Here is a 6310-nt window from a genome sequence, read left to right on the forward strand (position 1 = left end):
GGCTGCTGCGCGCCCGCGGCGTCCGCGCCGAGGACGTCGTCGCGGTCGCCGTGCCCCGCTCGGCCGACATGGTCGTCGCCCTGCTCGGCGTGATGAAGGCGGGCGCCGCCTACCTCCCCCTCGACCTGGACCACCCGGCGGACCGGGTGGCGTACATGGTCGAGGACGCCCGGGCGCGCGCCGTCGTCTCCACGGCGGACCTCGCCGGCGACCTTCCCGCGACCTCCGCCCCCCGGCTGCTCCTGGACGACCCCGCCGTCGCGGCCGAGCTGGCCGCGCTGGCGGACACCGACCTGACCGGCCTCGCCGACCTCTCCGGGCTGGGACTGGCCCGGGCCGCCTACGTCATCTACACCTCGGGGTCGACCGGCCGGCCCAAGGGGGTCGTGGTCTCCCACGACGGCATCGGCAGCCTCATCGCCACCGCCGTCGAGCGGCTCGGCGTGGACGCCGCCAGCCGGGTCGTGCAGTTCGCCTCGGCCGGCTTCGACGTCGCCGTCTGGGACCTCGTCATGTCCCTGTGCGTGGGCGGTACGGCGATCGTCGTGCCCGCCGAGCGGCGTGTCGCCGGGCAGGAGCTGACCGGTTACCTCGCCGAGCACCGGGCCACCCACATGATCCTGCCGCCGTCGCTGGTGGCCGCCCTGCCCGCCGAGTGCGAGCTGCCCGAGGGCGCGGTGCTGGTGGTCGGCACCGAGGCCGTCCCGGCCGAGCTGATCGCCCGGTGGGGGCGGCGCATGCGGGTCGTGGTGGCGTACGGCCTGACCGAGGCGACCGTCAACTCCACGCTCTGGCTCGCCGACCCCGATCTGCCGGGCCCGGTGCCGATCGGCGTGCCGGACCCGGGCACCCGCTGCTATGTGCTGGACTCCGCGCTGCGGCCGGTGCCGCCCGGCGCCGTGGGCGAGCTGTACGTCTCCGGGCGCGGCCTGGCCCGCGGCTACCTCGGCAGGCCGGGCCTGACCTCCGAGCGGTTCGTCCCCGACCCTTCGGGGCGCCCGGGACGCGCATGTACCGCACCGGCGACCGGGCCCGCTGGCGCGCCGACGGCGACCTCGACTTCCTCGGCCGCTCCGACGGCCAGCTCAAGATACGGGGCCACCGCATCGAGCCCGGAGAGGTCGAGAGCGCCCTGATGGCCCATCCCGCCGTCGCGCAGGCGGCGGTCGTCGCCCGCGAGGACCACCGCGGCGTCAAGCGCCTGGTGGCCTACGTGACCGGAGCCGGGGCGGGAGAGACGGCCGTCGCCGGGGACGGGTCTGAGACCGGAACCGGGGCCGGGCCCGGGGCCGATCCGCGACGGGCGTCCGGGACCGGGACCGGGCCGCGGGGCATCGACGTGGCGGAGCTGCGGCGGTCGGTGGCAGGCGCACTGCCCGACCACATGGTGCCCGGCACGATCGTGGTGCTGGACGGCGTGCTCCCGCTGACCCCGAACGGAAAACTGGACCGGCGTGCCCTGCCGGAGCCGGAGTGGACGGCGCAGGCGGGCGGCGCCGCTCCGTCCACTCCCGCCGAGCACGTCCTGGCCGGTCTGTTCGCCGAACTGCTCGGCCTGCCGGCGGTGGGAGTCCACGACGGCTTCTTCGAGCTCGGCGGCGACAGCATCGTCGCGATCCAGCTGGTGAGCCGGGCCCGCCGCGCCGGACTGGCCATCACCCCCCGGGACGTCTTCCGGCTCCGGACCGTCGCCGCGCTCGCCCGCGAGCGGGCCGGTCAGGCATCGGCGCGGGAGGTCCACGATCCCGGCGTCGGCGCCGCCCCGGCGACCCCGATCATCCACTGGCTGCGCGAACTCGCGGAATCCGGCGGGCCGATCGACGGCTTCCACCAGGCCGTGACGGTGCGGGTCCCGGCGGATCTCACCACCGAGCTGCTGGCCGCGGCGGTGCAGGCCGTCCTGGACCACCACGGCATGCTGCGCGCCCGGCTGCGGCGGGCCGGCGGATGGACCCTGGAGGTCCCGCCCCCCGGCACGGTCCGGGCGGCCGGCCTCGTGGAACGGGTGGAGGCCGAGGAGGGCGCTCTGCGCGAGGCGGCCGCCGAGCAGCGCCTCCGGGCCGCGGGGCGGCTGGCCCCCGAGGACGGCCGGATGCTCCAGGCGGTCTGGCTCGACGCCGGACGGCACACCCCCGGACGGCTGGTGCTGGTCGCCCACCACCTCGTCGTCGACGGCGTGTCCTGGCGCATCCTGCTGACCGACCTCGCCCAGGCCGCCCGGTCCCTCGCCGCCGGGCGGCCGGTCTCCCTGCCGCCGGTCGCCACCTCCTTCCCGAGCTGGTCGCGGATGCTGGCCGCGGACGCCCTGACCGCCTCCCGCCGGACCGAACTGGAGACCTGGCGGGACGTGCTCCGCGAGCCCGTCCCGTCCCTCGGCCTGCGCCCGGCGGCCCCGGAAGCGGGCACGGCGGCGGGCGCGGAAGCGGACACGGCGGCGGGCGAGCGCTCGCTGACGGTGTCGCTGCCCGGCGAGCAGACCGCCCCGCTGCTCACCGGGCTTCCCGCCGCCTACCACGGCACGGTCAACGACGTCCTGCTGACCGCGCTCGCCGTCGCCGCCGCCCGCTGGCGCCGGGAGCACCCGGCCGCCGCCGGCACGGGCCGGGGGCTGCTGCTGGCGATGGAGGGGCACGGCCGCGAGCAGGACGACCTGGCGTACGGGACCGGCCCTGCGGGCGGGGCCGACCTGTCCCGCACCGTGGGCTGGTTCACCAGCGTCTTCCCGGTCCGGCTCGACGCCGGTGACGCCGCCGGTGACGCCGTCAGTGACGCCGCCGGTGACGCCGTCAGTGACGTCGCCGGTGACATCGGCGGTGACATCGCCTGGGCGGAGCTGCGGCGCGGCGGGCCCGTCGCCGGCCGCGCGCTCAAGCGGGTCAAGGAGCAGCTGCGCGCCCTGCCCGGGTCCGGTCTGGGCTACGGGCAGCTGCGTCACCTGAACGAGGAGACGGCGGGCGCGCTGGCCGCCCTGCCGCAGCCGCAGGTGCTCTTCAACTACCTCGGCCGCTTCCAGGCGGGTGAGGACGGGGACTGGCGGCCCGCCGCCGACGCCGATCCGCTGGCGGCCGGACGCGACCCCGGGATGCCGCAGGCGTACCCGCTGGAGGTCAACGCGGTCGTCCGCGACGGCTCCGCCGGACCGGAGCTGAGCGCGACCTGGTCGTGGCCGGAAGGGGTCCTCGACCCCTCCGGCGCCGCCCGGCTGGCCGGCCTCTGGCTGGAGGCGCTGCGGGGACTGGCCGCGCATGTGGCCGAGCCGGGCGCCGGGGGGCACACCCCCTCGGACTTCCCCCTGGCGGAGATCGGCCAGGAGGAGATCGACGAGCTGGAGGCGGCACCGCACGGGCTGTGCGACGTGCTGCCGGTCACGCCGCTGCAGCAGGGGCTGTTCTTCCACGCGCTCTTCGACGAGGACGCCTCCGACGTCTACACCGTCCAGCAGGTCATCGAGCTGACCGGCGACGCCGTGGACGGTGCCGCCGGGGGGACCCTGCACCGCGCGGTGCAGGGGCTGCTGGAGCGCCACCCGCTCCTGCGCGCCGGTTTCCGGCAGCGGCCCGACGGCCGTGTCGTGCAGTTCGTCCCCGGTGCGGTGACCGTGCCGTGGCGGGAGATCGACGTGCTGCGCCCCGGCGGCGGGCCGGTCCGTGCCGCGGAGGGGGAGACCTCGCACCTCGCGGAAGGGGCGGCGCGCACCCTGGAGGAGACCGTGCGCGCGGTCGCGGAGGAGGAGCGGGCCCACCGGTTCGACCTCGCCTCGCCACCGCTGGTGCGGGCCGTGTTCGTCCGCGGCGCGGACCGCCACCGGCTGGTCCTCACGCTGCACCACCTGGTCGCCGACGGCTGGTCGGTGCCGATCATGCTGCGCGACCTGCTCGACGGGTACCGGACCGGCACGGAGGAGACCGGGGCCGGGGGAACCGGTGCGGACGGGACCGGGGCGGCGGCCGGCCTCCCCGCTCTCGCGCTCTGCCGCGCGTACTTCTCCTGGATGGAGGAGCGCGACCGGGAGGCGGCGCGCGAGGCGTGGCGGCGGGCGCTGGCCGGACTGGAGGAGCCGACCCTGCTGGCACGGGCCGTCCGCGACAACGGGGCTGCCCGCGACGGCGGGGCCGTACCCGAGAGTGAGGCCGTACCCGACGGCGAGGCCGTACCCGACGGCGAGGCCGTACCCGGGCCGATCGGGCAGGTCCGCGGCGAGCTGACGGCGGAGCTGACCGCGGGGCTGACCGCGTGGGCGCGGGCTTGCGGGCTCACCCTGGGCACCGTGGTCCAGGGCGCCTGGGGACTGCTGGCCGGACGCCTCACCGGCCGCCGCGACGTCGTGTTCGGCACCACCGTCTCCGGGCGGCAGGCCGCCGTCGAGGGTGTCGAGTCGATGGTGGGCCTGCTGGTCAACACGCTGCCGGTACGGATGACATGGCGACCGGACGAGCGCCCGGCCGAGCTGCTGACCCGGCTCCAGGACGCCCAGGCGGACCTGCTCGACCACCAGTATCTGGGGCTGGCGGAGATCCAGCGGCTGGCCGGGTTCACCGGCCCGGACACGCGGAGCCTGTTCGACACCCTCGTCGTGATCGAGAACTACCCCGTCACCGGGGACCTGCGGGCCCCCGGCGGCGCCGTCGCGATCACCGGCGTCGACGTCCGCGACGCCTCCCACTACCCCCTCTCCCTCACCGTGGTGCCCGGCGACCGGCTGGACCTGCGGCTCGACTACGACACCGGGCGGTTCGACGCCGGTACGGCCGCGCGGCTCGCGGCGGGGCTGACCCGCCTGCTCGAAGAGATCGTCGCCGACCCCGGCCGCCCGGTCGGCCGGTTCGACCTGCTGCCCGCCGCGGACCGCGAGCGGGCGGCGCTCACCGGGGAGGTCAGGCCGGTGCCGGAGGAGACGCTGGCGGCGGCCTTCACCGCGCGGGCCGCCGCGTCGCCCGGCGCCACGGCGCTGGTCTCCGGCGCGGAGGAGGTCTCCTACTCCGAACTGGACCGCAGGGCCGAGGCCCTCGCCCGGCGGCTGGCCGCCCGGGGAATCGGCGCGGGCCGGTTCGTGGCGGTGGCGGTCCCGCGTTCGATCGACATGGTCGTCGCGCTGCTCGGCGTGCTGAAGGCGGGCGCGGCGTACGTCCCGCTGGACGTCGACTACCCCGCGGACCGGCTGGCGTTCATGCTCGCCGACTGCGGCGCCCGTGCCGTCGTCACCACGGCGCGGGCCGCGGCCCGGCTCCCCGAGGCGGACGGCGTGGAGTTCCTCGTGATCGGTTCCACGGAAGCCGGGCAGGAGGCCGGGACCGGCGCGGGAACCGAGCCCGCCGGCGCGGAGTCCGGGACCGGCACGGGAACCGAACCCGCCGGCGCGGAGTCCGGGGCCGCCGGTGGGGCCGGGTCCGGAGCGCGGACGGCCGGGCCCGGCGATCCCGCCTACCTGATCTACACCTCCGGCTCGACCGGCCGCCCCAAGGGCGTCGTGGTCCCGCATCGGGCGATCGCCGGACACCTCTCGTGGGCGCAGGGCGAGTTCCGGATGGGCCCCGGCGACCGGATGCTCCAGCAGGCGTCGGCGAGCTTCGACGCCTCCGTCTGGCAGATCTTCTGGCCGCTGTGCACCGGCGCCGCCGCCGTGCTCGCCGAGCCCGGCGGGCACTTCGACCCGGTCTACCTGGCCGGTCTCATCCAGGAGCGGCGCGTCACCGTCCTGGACATCGTCCCCTCGATGCTCCAGGCGTTCCTGTCCACCGACGAGGTCACCGCCGACCCGGCGTGGGCGGCGAGCCTGCGCAAGGTCTTCGGCGGCGCCGAGGCGCTGACCGCCGGGACCGCCCGCCGCTGGCGGGAGCTGACCGGCGTGCCGGTGGACAACTGCTACGGGCCCACCGAGGCCACGGTCCAGGTCACCTGGCAGGACGGGGCCCGTCCCGTCGCCGGCGAGACCGTACCGATCGCGCGCCGGTCTGGAACACCCGCCTCTACGTCCTCGACGCCTGCCTGCGGCACGTCCCCGAGGGCGTGCCGGGAGAGCTCTACGTCGCCGGAGGGCAACTGGCCCTGGGCTACCACGGCCGTCCCGGCCTCACCGGCGAGCGGTTCGTCGCCGACCCGTACGGCCCGCCGGGCACGCGCATGTACCGCACCGGCGACCTGGTACGGCGCCGCGCCGGCGGCGCGCTGGAGTACGTGGGACGGACCGACCACCAGGTCAAGATCCGTGGCAACCGTGTCGAGCCGGGCGAGGTCGAGGCGCGGCTGGCGGCCGAGCCCGGCGTCGCACGGGCCGTGGTCGTGGCCCACGGCTCCGGGACCGCCGAGCGCC

2 protein-coding genes are annotated in these 6310 nt (G+C 76.9%); both read left to right on the top strand.

Going from position 1 to position 6310, the window contains the following annotated elements; all coding sequences use genetic code 11:
• Positions 1 to 1136: AMP-binding protein (locus ACWJ6R_RS27840; RefSeq protein WP_449065069.1), on the top strand; the 1136-nt coding region annotated here is incomplete at its 5' end.
• Positions 1136 to 6310, top strand: a 5175-nt coding sequence (locus ACWJ6R_RS27845; protein WP_449065070.1) for a condensation domain-containing protein, incomplete at its 3' end; no start/stop codon positions are given. The genes ACWJ6R_RS27840 and ACWJ6R_RS27845, both read left to right, overlap by 1 nt.

The sequence above is a fragment of the Planomonospora algeriensis genome (genome assembly GCF_977012225.1).